Here is a 15,663-nt window from a genome sequence, read left to right as displayed (position 1 = left end):
GGCAAGCAGCGCGACCGGACGGATGCGCGCGGACCAGCGAGGGTGAGGCGCAGAGCAGTGGCAGCCAGCAAGGACAGCTTCGGGGCGCGGTCGACGTTGACCGTCGACGGGACCGACTACGACATCTACCGGCTCGACGCGGTGGAGGGCGCGGAGCGGCTGCCCTTCAGCCTCAAGGTGCTGCTGGAGAACCTGCTGCGCACCGAGGACGGCGCGGACATCACCGCCGACCACATCCGGGCGCTGGCGGGCTGGGACCCGAGCGCCGAGCCCGACCAGGAGATCCAGTTCACCCCGGCGCGCGTGGTGATGCAGGACTTCACCGGCGTCCCCTGCATCGTCGACCTCGCCACGATGCGCGAGGCGATGGCCGACCTCGGCGGCGACCCGCAGAAGATCAACCCGCTGGCGCCGGCCGAGCTGGTCATCGACCACTCCGTCATCGCCGACGTCTTCGGCACCCCGGAGTCCTTCGAGCGCAACGTCGAGATCGAGTACGAGCGCAACGGCGAGCGCTACCAGTTCCTGCGCTGGGGCCAGGGCGCCTTCAGCGACTTCAAGGTCGTCCCGCCGGGCACCGGCATCGTCCACCAGGTCAACATCGAGCACCTCGCCCGCGTGGTCTTCCCGCGGCCGGAGGGCGACCGCGTCGTCGCCTACCCCGACACCTGCGTCGGCACCGACTCGCACACCACGATGGTCAACGGCCTCGGCGTCCTGGGCTGGGGCGTCGGCGGCATCGAGGCCGAGGCGGCCATGCTCGGGCAGCCGGTGTCGATGCTCATCCCGCGCGTGGTCGGCTTCAAGCTCACCGGCGAGCTGCCGGAGGGCTCTACCGCCACCGACCTGGTGCTCACGATCACCGAGATGCTGCGCCAGCACGGCGTGGTCGGGAAGTTCGTCGAGTTCTACGGCGAGGGCGTCTCCGCCGTCCCGCTGGCCAACCGCGCCACGATCGGCAACATGAGCCCGGAGTTCGGCTCGACCGCGGCGATGTTCCCCATCGACGAGGAGACCATCAAGTACCTGCAGCTGACCGGCCGCCCGGCCGAGCAGGTGGCGCTGGTCGAGGCCTACGCCAAGGAGCAGGGCCTCTGGCACGACCCGTCGCGCGAGCCCGCCTTCTCCGAGTACCTGGAGCTGGACCTCGCCACCGTCGTCCCGTCGATCGCCGGCCCGAAGCGCCCGCAGGACCGCGTCTCGCTCAGCGACGCCAAGGCCTCCTTCCGTGAGGCCCTGCCGACCTACGCGCCGGTCGACGAGATGCAGAAGGACGACGACGACGCGCCCCGCGACGCCGGCTCCAGCGTCGACGAGTCGGTCGAGGAGACCTTCCCGGCCTCCGACCCGCCGAGCCCCTTCGCGCACGGCAACGGCGAGGCCGGCCGGCCGCACCAGGGCGTCGTCCCCGGCCCGGTCGGCGACCGGCCGTCGAAGCCGACCAAGGTCGTCATGGAGGACGGCACCGAGACCTTCGTCGACCACGGCCACGTGGTGATCGCCGCGATCACCTCCTGCACCAACACCTCGAACCCGCAGGTCATGCTCGGCGCCGCGCTGCTGGCCAAGAAGGCGGTCGAGAAGGGCCTCGCGACCAAGCCGTGGGTGAAGACGACGCTGGCCCCCGGGTCCAAGGTCGTCATGGACTACTACGAGAAGGCCGAGCTCACCCCGTACCTGGAGAAGCTCGGCTTCTACCTGGTCGGCTACGGGTGCACCACCTGCATCGGCAACTCCGGCCCGCTGCCCGAGCCGGTGTCGGCCGCGGTCAACGAGGCCGACCTGGCGGTGGTCTCGGTGCTGTCCGGCAACCGCAACTTCGAGGGCCGGATCAACCCCGACGTCAAGATGAACTACCTGGCCAGCCCGCCGCTGGTCATCGCGTACGCGCTGGCCGGGACGATGGACCTCGACCTGACCACCGAACCGCTGGGCAGGGGCAGCGACGGCCAGGACGTCTACCTGCGCGACATCTGGCCCTCGCCGCACGAGGTCCAGGCGGTCATCGACGAGGCCGTCTCGGCCGAGCAGTTCGGTCGCAGCTACGAGGACGTCTTCGCCGGCACCGAGCAGTGGCAGAACCTGCCCACCCCGACCGGCGACACCTTCGAGTGGGACGCCGAGAGCACCTACGTGCGCAAGCCCCCGTACTTCGAGGGCATGGCCGACCAGCCGGCGCCGGTGCAGGACATCTCCGGTGCCCGCACGCTGGCGGTGCTGGGCGACTCGGTGACCACCGACCACATCTCGCCGGCCGGCTCGATCAAGGCCGACAGCCCGGCCGGGAAGTACCTGCGCGAGCACGGCGTCGAGCGGCGCGACTTCAACTCCTACGGCTCCCGGCGCGGGAACCACGAGGTGATGATCCGCGGCACGTTCGCCAACATCCGGCTGCGCAACCAGCTGGTGCCCGGCACCGAGGGCGGCGTCACGAAGAACCACCTGACCGGCGAGACGACGTCGATCTACGAGGCGTCGCAGGCCTACCAGGAGGCGGGCATCCCGCTGGTCGTGCTGGCCGGCAAGGAGTACGGCTCCGGCTCGTCGCGCGACTGGGCGGCCAAGGGGACGGCGCTGCTGGGGGTCAAGGCGGTCATCGCCGAGAGCTACGAGCGGATCCACCGCTCGAACCTGATCGGCATGGGCGTGCTGCCGCTGCAGTTCCCCGAAGGCCAGGACCGCGAGTCGCTCGGCCTGACCGGCGACGAGGAGTTCACCATCACCGGGATCACCGCCCTGAACGACGGCGACACCCCGCGCACGGTGAAGGTCAGGGCGGAGGCTTCGGACGGTCGGACGACCGAGTTCGACGCCCGGGTGCGCATCGACACCCCCGGTGAGGCGAACTACTACCGCAACGGCGGGATCATGCAGTACGTCCTCCGGTCGCTCCGGCAGGGCTGATCCCGGGATGGACCTGGGCCTGGGCGGTCGGGGATTCCTGCTCACCGGCGCGAGCCGGGGGCTGGGGTTCGCCGCCGCCCAGGCCCTCTCCGCCGACGGCGCGCGGGTGCTGGTCAGCTCGCGCAGCGCCGAGGCGGTCGAGAAGGCAGCGGCCGGCCTCGGCGGCGCCCCCTCCGCGCACGGGCTGGCCGCCGACCTCGGCGACCCCGACGCGGCGCCGCGGCTGGTCGCCGCGGCGGTCGAGCGGCTGGGCCGGCTCGACGGCGCGCTCATCTCCGTCGGCGGCCCGCCGGCCGGCTCGTTCTTCGACACCACGCCCGAGCAGTGGCGCGCGGCCTACGACAGCGTGCTGCTCGGCCCGCTGTGGCTGGTCCGCGCGCTGGTCCCCCGGCTGGAGGCGGGCGCGGCGATCGGGCTGGTGCTCTCCACCTCGGTGCGCGAGCCGATCCCCCACCTGGCCATCTCCAACGGCCTGCGCCCCGGTCTGGCCATGACGGCGAAGGCGCTGGCCGACGAGCTGGGACCGAAGGGCATCCGGGTGTTCGGGCTGCTGCCCGGGCGGATCGCCACCGACCGCATCACCGAGATCGACGAGGCGACCGGCGACCCCGCGGCCGCGTACGAGAAGTTCACGGCCGCGATCCCGCTGCGCCGCTACGGGCAGCCCGAGGAGTTCGGCCGGGTGGCCGCGTTCGCCCTCTCCCCCGCCGCCTCGTACCTGACCGGCGTGATGATCCCGGTCGACGGCGGGATGCTGCGCTCGCCATGAAGGACCCCCTCGCCCCCCACCGCTCGCACGCTCGCAGTGGGCCCCTGCGAGGGGGCCACGTGCTCGTCGCCTGCGCGCACGGCACCCGCAACCCGACCGGCCGGCGGCTGGTCGCCGAGCTCGCGCTCGCCGCGCGCACCCTGCGACCCGGTCTGGTGACGACGGCGGCGTTCGTCGACGTGCAGCCGCCCACGGTGGGGGACGTCGTCGGCTCCCTCGCCGCGGAGGGCCGACCGGCCGTCGTCGTCCCGCTGCTGCTGTCCGGCGGCTACCACGTGCACGTCGACATCGCCGGTGCGGTGGCCGCGCACCCGACCGCCGTCGCGGCCCGCCCGCTGGGGCCCGACGAGCGGCTGGTGGCCGTGCTGCACGACCGGCTCACGGCCGCCGGCGCCGACCCCGCCGACCCGCGCACCGCCGTCGTCCTGGCCGCGGCCGGGTCCAGCGACCCGCGGTCGGCCGCCGACGTCGCCGCCACCGCCGCGCTGCTGCAGGAGCGCTGGACCGGTCCGGTCACCACCGGCTTCGGCTCGGCGGCGCAGCCGCCGGTCGCCGACGCCGTCGCCGCCGCCCGGGCCCGGGGGGCCGACCGCGTGGTGGTGGCGGCGTACCTGCTGGCCCCCGGGCACTTCGCCGACAAGCTGGCCGCCGCCGGGGCCGACGCCGTCACCGCTCCCGTGCTGCCCGACGACCGCGTCGCAGCGGTCCTCCTCGACCGCTACGACGCCGCCGTGGGCTCCCGCTAGGCCGCGACGACCACCTCGGGTCCGGCGACCACGTCGGCGGGCCGCACCCGCACCAGGCTGCCGGCCACGACGGCGGCCAGGGCGAGGAAGCCCGCCGCGACGACGAACCCGAGGGCCCAGCCGTCCACGAGCGCCGACACGTAGGCCGGGGACCCGTCGGGCCCGGCCGGCGCGAGGGAGTCCGTGCGGGCCGTGCTCACCGCCGTGAGGATGGCCAGCCCGAGCGAGCCGCCGATCTGCTGCCCCGCGTTGAGCAGCGCGCTGGCGACACCGGCGTCCTCCGGGGGCACGCCGGCGACCGCGGAGCCGGTGAGCGCCACGAACGTCATGCCCATGCCGAGCGCCAGGACGCACAGCGCGGGCAGCACGACGGTGACGTAGGAGGAGTCCGGCTCGAGCTGCAGGGCGAGCGAGAGCATGCCGGCCGCGCCGAGCACCGGGCCGACCGCGAGCAGCGGCCGCGGCCCGGTCCGGGAGAGCAGCTGGGACGCGATGCCCGCGCCGACCACGATGAAGGCGGTCATGGGCAGGAAGGCGAAGCCCGCCCGCAGCGGCGAGTAGCCGTGCACCAGCTGCATCCAGAGGATGAGGAAGAAGAACACGGCGAACAGGCCGGCGCCGATGAACAGCGCGCCCAGGTCGGCCCCGAGCATGGTCCGGGAGCGGAACAGCCGGAAGTCCACGAGCGGATCGGCCGAGCGCCGCTGCACGACGGCGAACGCGGCCAGCAGCACGACGGCGAGCGCGAGCACCCCGATCGTGCGGGCCGACGTCCAGCCGAAGTCGTTGCCCTTGACCAGGGCGTAGACCAGCGCGACCAGGCCGCCGGTGACCAGCACCGCGCCGGGCACGTCGAAGCCCCGTGCCCGCTCGTCGCGGCTCTCGGGCAGCAGCCGGAGCGCGCCCAGCACCGCGAGGGCGGCCACCGGGACGTTGACGAACAGCACCCACCGCCAGCTGGCGTACTCGGTGAGCACGCCGCCGAGGATCAGGCCGACGGCCGCGCCGCCGGCCGAGATGGCCGCCCAGACGCCCAGCGCCCGGTTGCGCTCGCGGCCCTCGTCGAAGACGACGGTGAGCAGCGAGAGCGCCGACGGCGCCATCAGCGCGCCACCGAGGCCCTGCAGCAGCCGGGCGGCGATGAGCAGGCCGAGGTTGCCGGCCAGCCCGCCGAGCAGCGAGGCCACCGCGAACAGCAGGGCACCGGCGACGAAGACCCGCCGGCGGCCGAGCCGGTCGGCGAGCTTGCCACCGAGCAGGAGGAAGCCGCCGAAGGTCAGCGTGTAGCCGGTGACGACCCACGACAGGTCGGCACTGCTGCCGACGCCCAGGGCCTGCGCGATGTCGGGCAGCGCGACGTTCACGATGCTGACGTCCAGCACGATCATGAGCTGGCTCATCGCCAGGACGAGCAGCGCCAGGCCTTTCCTCACCTCGCGCCCGTCGGCGTGTCGGATGGCTCCGGACGGTGGTCCGGATTCGGTGGTGGTCACGAGAACTCCTGGGAGCCGGTTGGCTCAACGTTCGTTGAGTCGATGACTCAACGAACGTAGAGCGAGCATCCGGCTCGGTCAACACCTGTAGAGTGAGCGAGTGCCCGCGCCGAGTGCCGAACCGACGTCACGCGAGGAACGCCGCCGCCGCACGGAGGCGGCGATCCTGCAGGAGGCCCGTCGGCTCTTCGCCGAGGAGGGCTTCGAGCGCGCGACGATCCGCGCGGTGGCCGGGCGGGCAGGGGTCGACCCCGCGCTGGTGATGCAGTACTTCGGCAGCAAGGAGGGGCTCTTCGCCGCCGCGATGAAGGGCGCCCACGGCGGCGGGACGGCCCGCACGGCGCCCCGGGAGGAGATCCCCGCCGCCGTCCTGCGCGACCTGCTGGCCAAGTTCGAGGGCACGGCCGACCGGGAGGCGGCCGTCACCCTGCTGCGCAACTTCCTCACCCACCACGAGGCGAAGCGCATCATGCGCGACGAGGTGATGTGCGCGGTGATCGGCGACCTCTCCCGGACGATCGGCGGCCCCGACGCCGAGCTCAAGGCGGCACTGCTCATGTCGTGCGCTGCCGGCATGGCCCTCGGCCGCTACGCGCTCGAGCTCCCGGGGCTCGCCGATGCGTCGCCGGCCGACGTCGAGGGGCTGCTGCTGCCGGCCCTGCAGGCCCTCCTGGGCGACGCCGAGCGACCCCGGGGCTAGGACGCCGCGGTGGGCAGGAGCGCCTCCACGGCGGCCACGTAGCCCTCGGGGTCCACGTCGCCGAGCAGCAGCCGCTGCAGCAGGAACCCGAGCACCAGCGAGAACAGCGCCGCCCCGAGCAGCTGCGGGTCGGCGTCGGCGGGCATCCGGCCCGACCGCTGCGCCCGCCGGGCGACCTCCACGAAGTAGCCGCGCATGGTGCCGTACGCGGTGCTCGCGACCCGGCCCACCGAGGGGTTGCGCAGCGCCTCGCCCCACGCCTGCACCGCGACGCGGGTCATGTCCACCGGCCCGCTGGCGGCGACGGAGGCGACGAGGTCGACCGCCGTCGCCACCGCCGCGGACGGCTCGGGATCGGGGTCCTCGTCGAGGAAGGTCTCGAACCGCTGGGCGGCCCGGCCCAGCACGCGGTCGACGATCGCCTCGATCAGCTCGTCCTTGCTGCGGAAGTAGCGGTACACCGCCCCGGCGGACAGCCCGCTCGCCGCGATGACGTCGGCCATGCCGGTCGCCTGGAAACCGTTGGCGGCGAACCGCTCGGTGGCCGCGTCGAGGATCTGGTCGCGGCGGGCGGTGAGGTGGGACTCGGAGACGCGGGGCACGCCGCCATAGTAAAACGAACGATCGTTCTTGACAGCGTCGCCCCCTCGGAGGAGTCTGACCTGCAAGCGAACGGTCATTCGTTTTCTTGGAGGTGTCGTCATGTCCACCCCCTCCACCGGCCGGGACTCCGCCCGGCTGGTGCCGCTGGTCGCCGGGATCGCGGTGCTCGTCGCGCTCGTGCTGACCGCCTTCGCCTGGCCCGCCGTGCGCTCGGCGCCGCACGACCTCCCGCTCGCCGTGGCCGGGCCCGCACCGGCCGCCGAGCAGGTCACCGCCGCGCTCGACGAGGCGCAGCCCGGGGCCTTCGACGTCGAGGTGCTCGCCGACGAGGCGGCCGCCCGGGCGGCCATCGAGGACCGCGAGGTCTACGGCGCCGTCGTCGTCGGCCCCGACGGTCCGCAGCTGCTGGTCGCCTCGGCCGCCTCGCCGGTGGTCGCGCAATCGCTGCGGCAGGTGGCGACCGGGCTGGGCGCCGCCACCGGGACGACGGTGCCGGTCGAGGACGTCGTCCCCACGCCGGAGAGCGACCCGCGCGGTGCGGGGCTGGCGGCGGCGGCGCTGCCCCTGGCGCTCGGCGGCGTCCTCACCGCCGGCCTGACCTCCCGGCTGGTGCGCCGGACCGGGATGCGCGCCGTCGCGACCCTCGCCATGGCGCTGGCCGGCGGCATGGTGACCGCCACGGTGCTCGGCACGTGGCTGGGCGCGGTGGAGAGCGGCTGGTGGACGACGACGGGCGTGGTCGCGCTGGGGATGGCGGCCACGGCGCTGGTGCTGCTCGGGCTGGAGAAGCTGGCCGGCCCGGTGGGCCTGGGCCTCGGTGCGGCCGCCGTCGTCCTGCTGGGCAACCCGCTCTCCGGCCTGGCGAGCGCGCCGGAGCTGCTGCCCGGCGGCTGGGGGACGCTGGGCCAGCTGCTCCCGCCCGGCGCCACGGGCTCGCTGCTGCGCTCGGTGTCGTGGTTCGACGGCGCCGGCGCCGGCGCTCCCCTGCTCGTCCTGTCCACCTGGGTGGTGGCCGGCCTGGTGCTGCTCGGTGCGGGCGCGGCGGTGCAGCGTCGCCGCCGTCCGGTCCTGACGCCTGTGCGGGAGGCGGTCGCGGCGGCAGGATGACCGCCGTGCGCGACTACCCGCGGGCGATGACCCCCGTCGGCCACGTCGAGCCGGTGCCCCGGCGCATCCGGGCCTGGCTCGGCGGCACGCCGGTCCTCGACACCACCGCTGCCCGGTACGTGTGGGAGTGGCCGTACTACCCGCAGTTCTACGTCCCGCTGGCCGACGTGGCGGCGGGGGTGCTCGAGGACGAGGGGGTCGTCGAGCGGCGGCGGCTGGGCACGGCGCGGCGGTACGGGGTGCGGGCCGGCGGGCAGCACCGCCCCGGCGCGGCGTGGGTGCCGGCCGAGGGCGAGCTCAGCGACTGCGTGCACGTCGACTGGGCGGCGCTCGACGCCTGGTTCGAGGAGGACGAGCAGGTCTTCGTCCACCCCCGCAACCCCTACTCCCGCGTCGACGCGCTGCGGTCGACGCGCACGGTGCGGGTCGAGCTCGACGGCGTCCTGCTCGCCGAGTCGTCCAGCCCCGTCCTGGTCTTCGAGACCGGCCTGCCCACGCGCTACTACCTGCCCCGGACGGCGCTGCAGCTGGACGCGCTCGAGCCGTCGGACACCGTGACCGAGTGCCCGTACAAGGGCCGCACCAGCGCCTACTGGTCGGTGCGCATCGGCGACCGGCTGCACCGCGACCTGGCGTGGTCCTACGACTTCCCCACCCGGCAGCTGCTGCCGATCGCGGGCCTGGTCGCCTTCTACAACGAGAAGGTCGACCTGGTCGTCGACGGCCGGCCGCTGGACCGCCCGCGCACGCACTTCTCGTAGCCCCCGGGCGACATCGGCGGTGGTGGTCCGGTCAGGCCGTCCAGCCGAGGGCCTGCTCCCCCACGGTGAGGACGACGTACCAGGTGGCGAACGCGACCACCGGCACCGCCGGGCTCCACCACGAGCCGCGCAGCGCCAGCCGGGAGAGCTGGACGGCGAGCAGCAGCCACCAGACCGCGAGGACGACGACCGCCCAGAGCGGGGCCACCAGCCCCGAGGACAGGTAGAACACGCCGACGACGAGGTGCGCGACGGCCGACAGGCCGGCGACCACCCAGGTCGCGGGGGTCGGCGCGGTCATGCCGGGTCCGGCCCGGTCGCCGCGGGCCGCGCGGGATCGGCCGACCACTGCGACCACGAGCCCGGCCACAGCGCCGCCTCGACCCCGACCTCGGCGAGCGCCGCGATCTCGTGGGCCGCGGTGACCCCGGAGCCGCAGTAGACGGCGACCGGCCGGCCGGCGGCCACGCCCAGCGCGGCGAAGCGCTCCCGCAGCGCCGCGGCCGGCAGGAAGGTGCCGTCGGCGGCCAGGTTCGCGGTGGTCGGCGCGCTCACGGCGCCGGGCACGTGCCCGGCCCGCGGGTCCACCGGCTCCACCTCGCCGCGGTAGCGCTCGGCGGCGCGGGCATCCAGCAGCAGGCCACCGGCGGCCGGCAGCGCGGCGGCGTCGTCGGCACCCACCACCGGCAGGCCGCCCCCGGTCAGCACCACGTCGCCCGGCTCGGGCACCACCTCGCCGGTCTCGACCGGGCCGCCGGCCCGCTGCCAGGCGGCCAGGCCGCCGTCGAGCAGCCGCACGTCGGCCAGCCCGCCCCAGCGCAGCAGCCACCACGCGCGGGCGGCGGCCGCGCCGCCCGTGTCGTCGTAGGCGACCACGCGGTCGCCCGCGCGCACGCCCCACCGCCGGGCCGCCGCCTGCAACCGCGGCAGCGACGGCAGCGGGTGCCGCCCCCCGGCCGCCGACGGTGGGCCGGCCAGCTCGGACTCCAGGTCGACGAAGACCGCGCCCGGCAGGTGCCCCTCGAGGTACCGCTCGTGCCCCCGGTCGTCGCCGAGCGCCCAGCGGACGTCGAGCAGCACGACGCGGCCGCGGCCGGCCAGCAGCTCCTCGGCGCGGAGCAGGACGCTCACTGGGGGGCCAGCAGGCCCCGCAGCTCCGCCAGCAGCGCCTCCCGGGCCTCGGGCCGCTCGTGCCAGGCGGCCGGCGTGCTCTGGAACAGCGAGATCTTCCAGCGCCCCGGCCCCTCCTCGACCGCCACCAGGGTGTGCACGGTCAGCAGCGCCGGGTCGAGGTCACCGCCGCCGGGCGGGATCATGCCGGCATGGGCGTGCAGGACGGCGACGCCCTCGGCCATCGGCCGCACCGACCGGATCAGCCCGACGTAGGCCGGCGTCTGGTGGGTGCCGAAGATCCGCCGCAGGTCGGAGGCGATGGTCAGCCGCCCGCTGTGGTGGCTGCCGTCGAACCCGATGATGTCGCCGTCGTCGGCGAACGCCGCCGCGACCGCCGCGCCGCTGCGCCGGTTCCAGCCGTCCAGCAACTGCACGTACAAGGTGCGGATGGCGGCGTCGTGCGGGTGGGCAGCTGTCAACTCGCGCTCCTCAGGGTGCTGGGACAGCAGTGACGCTAGTGGTCGCTCCGGGCGTCCCGTCCGCCCCTCGCCGGAACCGTCCGCGCCGGTACGCCGCGTATCGATGCGGTGCCCATGGGTGAGCGGCTCAGCCACGTCGCCGGAGCACCGCCGTGGCCGCGCAGCAGCCCGCCCGGCGCGGGCACGGGCCGCAGGTCAGGCGGCGTCGACGGTCTGCGGCTCCCCGCCGGCGTACTGGGTGCGGTACAGGTCGGCGTAGCGGCCGCCGAGCGCCAGCAGCTCCTCGTGGGTGCCGGACTCGGCGATGCGGCCGTCGTCCACCACCAGGATCCGGTCGGCCTCGCGGATCGTCGACAGCCGGTGCGCGATGACCAGCGAGGTCCGGCCCTCCAGGGCGGCGTCGAGCGCGTGCTGGACGGCGGCCTCGCTCTCGCTGTCGAGGTGCGCGGTCGCCTCGTCGAGGATCACGATGCCCGGCGCCTTGAGCAGCACCCGGGCGATCGCCAGCCGCTGCTTCTCGCCCCCGGAGAGCCGGTAGCCGCGGTCGCCGACGACGGTGTCCAGGCCGTCCGGCAGCGACTGCACGAGCGCGCCGATGCGGGCCCCGGACAGCGCCGCCCAGAGCTGCTCCTCGGTGGCGTCGGGGCGGGCGTAGAGCAGGTTGGCCCGGATCGTGTCGTGGAACAGGTGGGCGTCCTGGCTGACCACGCCGATCGCGTCGCGCAGCGAGGCCGACGTGGCCCGCCGGACGTCGAGGCCGCCGACCCGCACGGTGCCGCCGGTGACGTCGTAGAGCCGCGGCACGAGGTTGGCGATGGTCGACTTGCCGGCACCCGAGTGCCCCACCAGCGCGACGAGCTGGCCGGGCTCCACCCGGAACGACACGTCGTGCAGCACCGCCGTCGGGCCGCCGTGCTCGGGCAGCGACACCTCCTCGAGGGAGGCGAGCGACACCTCGGCGCCGGACGGGTAGCTGAAGGAGACCGAGTCGAACTCGATCGACCGGTCCTCGGTCGGTACCGGGACGGCGTCGGGCGCCTCCCGGATCATCGGCGGCAGGTCGAGCACCTCGAAGACGCGGTCGAAGCTGACCATCGCGCTCATGACGTCGACGCGGACGTTGGACAGCGCGGTCAGCGGGCCGTACAGCCGCGACAGCAGCAGCGCGAGGGCCACGACGTCGCCGGGGCTGAGCGTGCCGTCGAAGGCGAGCCAGCCGCCGAGGCCGTACACCAGCGCGGTGGCCAGCGCGGCGACCAGCGTGAGCGCGGTGAAGAACGTGCGGCCGTACATCGCCGAGAGCACGCCGATGTCGCGCACCCGGGCGGCCCGGCCGCGGAAGGACTCGGCCTCGGCGTCGGGCCGGCCGAACAGCTTGACCAGCAGCGCGCCGGCGACGTTGAACCGCTCGGTCATCGTCGCGTTCATCGACGCGTTGAGGCCGTAGGACTCCCGGGTGATCTCCTGCAGCCGCTTGCCGATGCGCCGGGCGGGCAGCACGAACAGCGGCACCATCACCAGCGACAGCAGGGTGATCTGCCAGGACAGCGAGAACATGACGCCGGCGGTCAGCGCCAGGCCGATGGCGTTGGAGACGACGCCGGACAGCGTCGAGGTGAACGCCTGCTGGGCGCCGATGACGTCGTTGTTGAGCCGGCTGACCAGCGCGCCGGTCTGGGTGCGGGTGAAGAAGGCGACCGGCATGCGCTGGACGTGCTCGAACACCTTGCTGCGCAGGTCGTAGATGACGCCCTCGCCGATGCGCGCCGAGTACCACCGCGTGGCCAGCGAGATCGCCGCGTCGACCACCGCCAGGCCGGCGATGAACAGCGCGATGCGGACGATGTCGCCCGCCGTGCCGTCGAGCCGGGCGATCCGGTTGACGATGTCGCCGGCCAGCAGCGGGGTCAGCACCCCGATGACCGACGACCCGACGACCAGCAGCAGGAAGAACGTCAGCTCCCGCCGGTACGGCTTGGCCACGCCCAGGATCCGCTTCACGGTGCCCTTGGGCAGCTCGCGCGCGGTGACCGACGGATCGCGCCGGAACGACCGCATCGCGGCCATGGAGGTCATGGGACCGCTCATGTCCACGCTGCTCCTCCCTGCGGGCCGACCTGGACGCCCGGCCAACACCGCCCGGGACCGGCCTGTTCCGCCAGAAGCCTCTCAGGCCCCACTGACGAGAGCGGAGATCCGGCGCACCTGCGCCGCGCGCTCGGCGGCGTCCTGGGTCTCGTGGTCGTTGTGCACCGCCGACCGGATCAGCGCCGCCGTCTCGCGGCTCGCGCCGGCCGGCGGCGCGAGCAGGGCCGCCACCAGGTCGCCGACGGCGGCGTCGAGGTCGGCGCGGGGGACGACGAGGTTGGCGATCCCGATCGCGCGGGCCTCGGTGGCGCCCACGGCGCGGCCGGTCAGGCACATCTCCAGCGCCCGGCCGTAGCCGACCAGGTCGACGAGGTTGCTCGTGCCGGTGAGGTCGGGCACCAGGCCGAGGGTGACCTCGGGCAGCCGCAGCTGGGCGTCGTCGGCGAGGATGCGCAGGTCGCAGGCGAGCGCGAGCTGCGCGCCGGCGCCGATCGCGTGCCCCTGCACCGCGGCGACCGACACGATCCCCGGGGAGCGCAACCAGCGGAAGGCGCTCTGGTAGCTGCGGATGCGCTCCTGCGCCAGGTCGGCCGGCATGCCCGCCAGCTCGCCCAGCGTGCCGTCGCCGGCCTCGGGGCTGAACAGGCTGCGGTCCAGGCCCGCCGAGAACGCGCGCCCGGCGCCGCGCAGGACGACCACCCGGACGTCGTCGTCCAGCGCGTCGGCCACCGCGCGCAGCGCCTGCCAGGTGGCCGGCGTCTGGGCGTTGAGCTGGTCCGGGCGGTCCAGCGTGACCGTGAGGACGGCGCCGTCCCGGTCGGTGCGGACCCAGCCCTCAGGACTCGTGTTCGTCACGGGCCCTTTCTAGTTCAGGCCTTCTTCGCACTCCGGTTCGCCCCACCGCGGCTGCGCAGGGTCGCCCCCGACTCCGACAGCAGCCGGTGCACGAAGCCGTACGACCGGTTCGTGGAGGTCGCCAGGGAACGGATGCTCTCGCCGCCGTCGTAGCGCTTGCGCAGCTCGTCCGCCAGCGACGTGCGGTCTCCCCCCGTGATCCGCTTGCCCTTGCCGAGGTCCGCCGTGTTCGAGTCGGCCATGACTCCCCTCCGTGTCGGCGCCGACCGCCCCGGCGCGCCCGCCGGCCCGGTGGTGGCAGCTCGTCCCCTGGTCGCCGGCGCCCTGCTGCCCGGCGTCCCCGAGGCCATGATCACCCAGGAGCGGACCGACGGCGACCGGAACGGATCAGGCCAGCTCGACCAGGTCGGCGAGGTCCTCGCTCCAGGCGTCCTCGGTGCCGTCGGGCAGCAGGATCACCTTGTCGGGGTTCAGCGCCCGGACGGCGCCCTCGTCGTGGGTGACCAGCACGATCGCGCCGGTGTACGTGCGCAGCGCCTGCAGCACCTGCTCCCGGCTGGCCGGGTCGAGGTTGTTGGTCGGCTCGTCGAGCAGCAGCACGTTCGCCCCGGAGACGACGAGCGTCGCCATGGCCAGCCGGGTCTTCTCGCCGCCGGAGAGCGTGCCGGCCCGCTGGTCGACCGCCTCGCCGGAGAAGAGGAACGCGCCGAGGATCCGCCGCAGCTCGGTGTCGGTGCTCTCCGGCGCCGCCGAGCGCATGACCTCCAGCAGGGTGCGGTCGAGGTCGAGCGTCTCGTGCTCCTGCGCGTAGTAGCCGACCCGCAGCCCGTGCCCGGGCTTGACCTCGCCGGTGTCGGGCACCTCGGTGCCGGCGAGGATGCGCAGCAGCGTCGTCTTCCCGGCGCCGTTCAGCCCGAGGACGACGACCCGCGTCCCCCGGTCGACGGCCAGGTCGACGTCGGTGAAGACCTCGAGCGAGCCGTAGTTCTTGGACAGCCCCTCGGCCATGAGCGGCGTGCGGCCGCAGGCCGCCGGCGTCGGGAACCGCAGCTTCGCGACCTTGTCCTGCACGCGGACCTCGGCCAGCCCCGCGGCGAGCCGCTCGACCCGCTTGTCCATGCTCTTGGCCGCGCGCGCCTTGGTGGCCTTGGCGCGCATCTTGTCGGCCTGGGACGACAGCGCCTCGATCTTGCGCTCGGTGTTGGCCCGCTCCTGCTTGCGGCGCCGCTCGTCGGTCTCCCGCTGGGCGAGGTAGGGCTTCCAGCCGAGGTTGTAGACGTCGACGGTGGCCCGGTTGGCGTCCAGGTGCCAGACCTTGTTCACGACGGCGTCGAGCAGCTCGACGTCGTGGCTGATGACGATGAGACCGCCCTTGTGCGCGGCGAGGAAGCCCTTGAGCCAGGTGATCGAGTCGGCGTCGAGGTGGTTGGTCGGCTCGTCGAGCAGCAGCGTCTCGGCGTCGGAGAAGAGGATCCGGGCCAGCTCGACCCGGCGGCGCTGACCGCCGGAGAGGGTGCGCAGCGGCTGGGACAGCACGCGGTCGGGCAGGCCGAGCGCGGTGCAGATGCGGGCCGCCTCGCTCTCCGCGGCGTAGCCGCCCAGCGCGGCGAACTGGTCCTCGAGGCGGCCGTAGCGGCGGACGGCCCGGTCGCGCTCGGCGTCGTCGGCCGGCTCGGCCATGGCGATCTGCGCCTTGACCATCTGCTGGCGCAGCACGTCGAGGCCGCGGCCGGAGAGCACCCGGTCGCTGGCCGTGATGTCGAGGTCGCCGCTGCGCGGGTCCTGCGGCAGGTACCCGATCTCGCCGGAGACCTCCACCTTGCCGGCGTGCGGCAGCCGCTCGCCGGCGAGGGTGGTGAGCGTCGTCGTCTTGCCGGCCCCGTTGCGCCCGACCAGCCCGATGCGGTCGCCGGGCTGCACGCGGAGGTCCGCGCCGCTGATGAGGATGCGGGCGCCGGCGCGCAGCTCGAGGCCGGTCGTCGTGATCACTGATCCCAGGGTAGGCGCTCGCGCGCGGTGGTCCGACCGATTTCCCGAGGCGTGGG

The 15,663-nt window shown here is 74.4% G+C and carries 15 protein-coding genes; 6 read left to right on the top strand and 9 right to left on the bottom strand.

Annotated features, from left to right (window positions below; genetic code table 11):
* Nucleotides 1-57 precede the first annotated feature (57 nt).
* From ACI797_RS09250 to ACI797_RS09240, 3 genes are read left to right on the top strand one after another with little or no spacing between them, the layout of a single operon-like run.
* Nucleotides 58-2,904 (top strand): aconitate hydratase, encoded by a 2,847-nt coding sequence (locus tag ACI797_RS09250; protein ID WP_456858321.1) that lies wholly within the window; start codon nt 58-60, stop codon nt 2,902-2,904.
* Nucleotides 2,905-2,911: 7 nt separating this feature from the next.
* Nucleotides 2,912-3,673 carry an SDR family oxidoreductase gene (locus ACI797_RS09245; protein WP_456858320.1) on the top strand — a complete coding sequence of 254 codons (762 nt, stop codon included), beginning with the start codon at nt 2,912-2,914 and terminating at the stop codon, nt 3,671-3,673.
* A gap of 59 nt (nt 3,674-3,732) precedes the next feature.
* A complete protein-coding gene (locus ACI797_RS09240) occupies nt 3,733-4,419 on the top strand; it encodes a sirohydrochlorin chelatase (RefSeq protein WP_456858319.1) in 687 nt (228 codons plus the stop codon).
* Here ACI797_RS09240 and ACI797_RS09235 read toward each other — a convergent pair.
* Complete coding sequence (locus tag ACI797_RS09235; RefSeq protein WP_456858318.1) at nt 4,416-5,912, bottom strand: DHA2 family efflux MFS transporter permease subunit; 1,497 nt, start codon at nt 5,910-5,912, stop codon at nt 4,416-4,418. The genes ACI797_RS09240 and ACI797_RS09235 overlap by 4 nt on opposite strands.
* 100 nt (nt 5,913-6,012) lie before the next feature.
* Between ACI797_RS09235 and ACI797_RS09230 the strand changes: the two genes are divergently transcribed.
* Entirely contained in the window at nt 6,013-6,612 is a 600-nt protein-coding gene (locus ACI797_RS09230; RefSeq protein ID WP_456858317.1) for a TetR/AcrR family transcriptional regulator, read from the top strand.
* Here ACI797_RS09230 and ACI797_RS09225 read toward each other — a convergent pair.
* Nucleotides 6,609-7,214 (bottom strand): TetR/AcrR family transcriptional regulator, encoded by a 606-nt coding sequence (locus ACI797_RS09225; RefSeq protein WP_456858316.1) that lies wholly within the window; start codon nt 7,212-7,214, stop codon nt 6,609-6,611. The genes ACI797_RS09230 and ACI797_RS09225 overlap by 4 nt on opposite strands.
* Nucleotides 7,215-7,314: 100 nt before the next feature.
* On the opposite strand from ACI797_RS09225, the gene ACI797_RS09220 reads away from it, so the two are divergent.
* Entirely contained in the window at nt 7,315-8,322 is a 1,008-nt protein-coding gene (locus tag ACI797_RS09220; protein WP_456858315.1) for a hypothetical protein, read from the top strand.
* A 5-nt stretch (nt 8,323-8,327) separates the two neighbouring features.
* On the top strand, nt 8,328-9,083 hold the full coding sequence (locus ACI797_RS09215) for a DUF427 domain-containing protein (RefSeq protein WP_456858314.1): 756 nt from the start codon (nt 8,328-8,330) through the stop codon (nt 9,081-9,083).
* A 31-nt stretch (nt 9,084-9,114) separates the two neighbouring features.
* On the opposite strand, the gene ACI797_RS09210 is transcribed toward ACI797_RS09215, so the two are convergent.
* The 7 genes from ACI797_RS09210 to ACI797_RS09180 all read right to left on the bottom strand — a co-directional run bounded on the left by ACI797_RS09210 (nt 9,115) and on the right by ACI797_RS09180 (nt 15,607).
* The gene (locus ACI797_RS09210) at nt 9,115-9,384 is read right to left on the bottom strand and encodes a hypothetical protein (protein ID WP_456858313.1); all 270 of its coding nucleotides are present in this window, start codon (nt 9,382-9,384) and stop codon (nt 9,115-9,117) included.
* Entirely contained in the window at nt 9,381-10,214 is an 834-nt protein-coding gene (locus ACI797_RS09205; RefSeq protein ID WP_456858312.1) for a sulfurtransferase, read from the bottom strand. The genes ACI797_RS09210 and ACI797_RS09205 overlap by 4 nt, the downstream gene beginning before the upstream one ends.
* The gene (locus ACI797_RS09200; RefSeq protein ID WP_456542580.1) at nt 10,211-10,675 is read right to left on the bottom strand and encodes an SgcJ/EcaC family oxidoreductase; all 465 of its coding nucleotides are present in this window, start codon (nt 10,673-10,675) and stop codon (nt 10,211-10,213) included. The genes ACI797_RS09205 and ACI797_RS09200 overlap by 4 nt, the downstream gene beginning before the upstream one ends.
* A 195-nt stretch (nt 10,676-10,870) precedes the next feature.
* Nucleotides 10,871-12,763, bottom strand: a complete 1,893-nt coding sequence (locus ACI797_RS09195) for an ABC transporter ATP-binding protein (RefSeq protein WP_456858311.1) — start codon at nt 12,761-12,763, stop codon at nt 10,871-10,873.
* A gap of 81 nt (nt 12,764-12,844) precedes the next feature.
* Nucleotides 12,845-13,618, bottom strand: coding sequence for an enoyl-CoA hydratase/isomerase family protein (locus ACI797_RS09190; RefSeq protein WP_456858310.1), 774 nt, complete (start codon nt 13,616-13,618; stop codon nt 12,845-12,847).
* Nucleotides 13,619-13,632: 14 nt separating this feature from the next.
* Nucleotides 13,633-13,860, bottom strand: a complete 228-nt coding sequence (locus tag ACI797_RS09185) for a helix-turn-helix domain-containing protein (protein ID WP_456542506.1) — start codon at nt 13,858-13,860, stop codon at nt 13,633-13,635.
* 145 nt (nt 13,861-14,005) lie between these two features.
* Nucleotides 14,006-15,607: an ABC-F family ATP-binding cassette domain-containing protein gene (locus tag ACI797_RS09180; RefSeq protein WP_456858309.1), complete on the bottom strand. Its 1,602-nt coding sequence runs from the start codon at nt 15,605-15,607 to the stop codon at nt 14,006-14,008.
* Nucleotides 15,608-15,663 lie beyond the last annotated feature (56 nt).

The organism is Geodermatophilus sp. SYSU D00691 (assembly GCF_054050275.1).
This window is presented reverse-complemented; position numbering and strand designations above follow the sequence as displayed.

Bases quoted from the DNA above. Each gene is read 5' to 3' on its own strand.
- ACI797_RS09210 (WP_456858313.1), bottom strand. From the start codon at position 9,384: ATGACCGCGCCGACCCCCGCGACCTGGGTGGTCGCCGGCCTGTCGGCC.
- ACI797_RS09220 (WP_456858315.1), top strand. From the start codon at position 7,315: ATGTCCACCCCCTCCACCGGCCGGGACTCCGCCCGGCTGGTGCCGCTG.
- ACI797_RS09195 (WP_456858311.1), bottom strand. From the start codon at position 12,763: ATGAGCGGTCCCATGACCTCCATGGCCGCGATGCGGTCGTTCCGGCGC.
- ACI797_RS09185 (WP_456542506.1), bottom strand. From the start codon at position 13,860: ATGGCCGACTCGAACACGGCGGACCTCGGCAAGGGCAAGCGGATCACG.
- ACI797_RS09245 (WP_456858320.1), top strand. From the start codon at position 2,912: ATGGACCTGGGCCTGGGCGGTCGGGGATTCCTGCTCACCGGCGCGAGC.